This window comes from Cytobacillus oceanisediminis 2691, assembly GCF_007678455.1.
GTDB lineage: Bacteria > Bacillota > Bacilli > Bacillales > Cytobacillaceae > Mesobacillus > Mesobacillus oceanisediminis_A.
The window spans coordinates 1-275 of sequence record NZ_VEEP01000210.1; the positions used below are offsets into that span (position 1 = coordinate 1).

Below are 275 nucleotides of genomic sequence, written 5' to 3' on the forward strand. Positions count from 1 at the left end.
CTAAAGTAATTAAAGCTTTTAAACTTAGACCTGACTGTCATTGTACATCGAAATATCTGAATAACCTCATTGAGCAAGATCACCGTCATATTAAAGTAAGAAAGACAAGGTATCAAAGTATCAATACAGCAAAGAATATTTTAAAAGGTATTGAATGTATTTACGCTCTATATAAAAAGAACCGCAGGTCTCTTCAGATCTACGGATTTTCGCCATGCCACGAAATTAGCATCATGCTAGCAAGTTAAGCGAACACTGACATGATAAATTAGTGG

The 275-nt window shown here is 34.2% G+C and carries 1 protein-coding gene; it reads left to right on the forward strand.

What is annotated here, in order from left to right; all coding sequences use genetic code 11:
• The coding region (locus FS736_RS23730) for a DDE-type integrase/transposase/recombinase (protein WP_144481552.1) at positions 1-248 on the forward strand (248 nt) is incomplete at its 5' end.
• Positions 249-275: the final 27 nt, after the last annotated feature.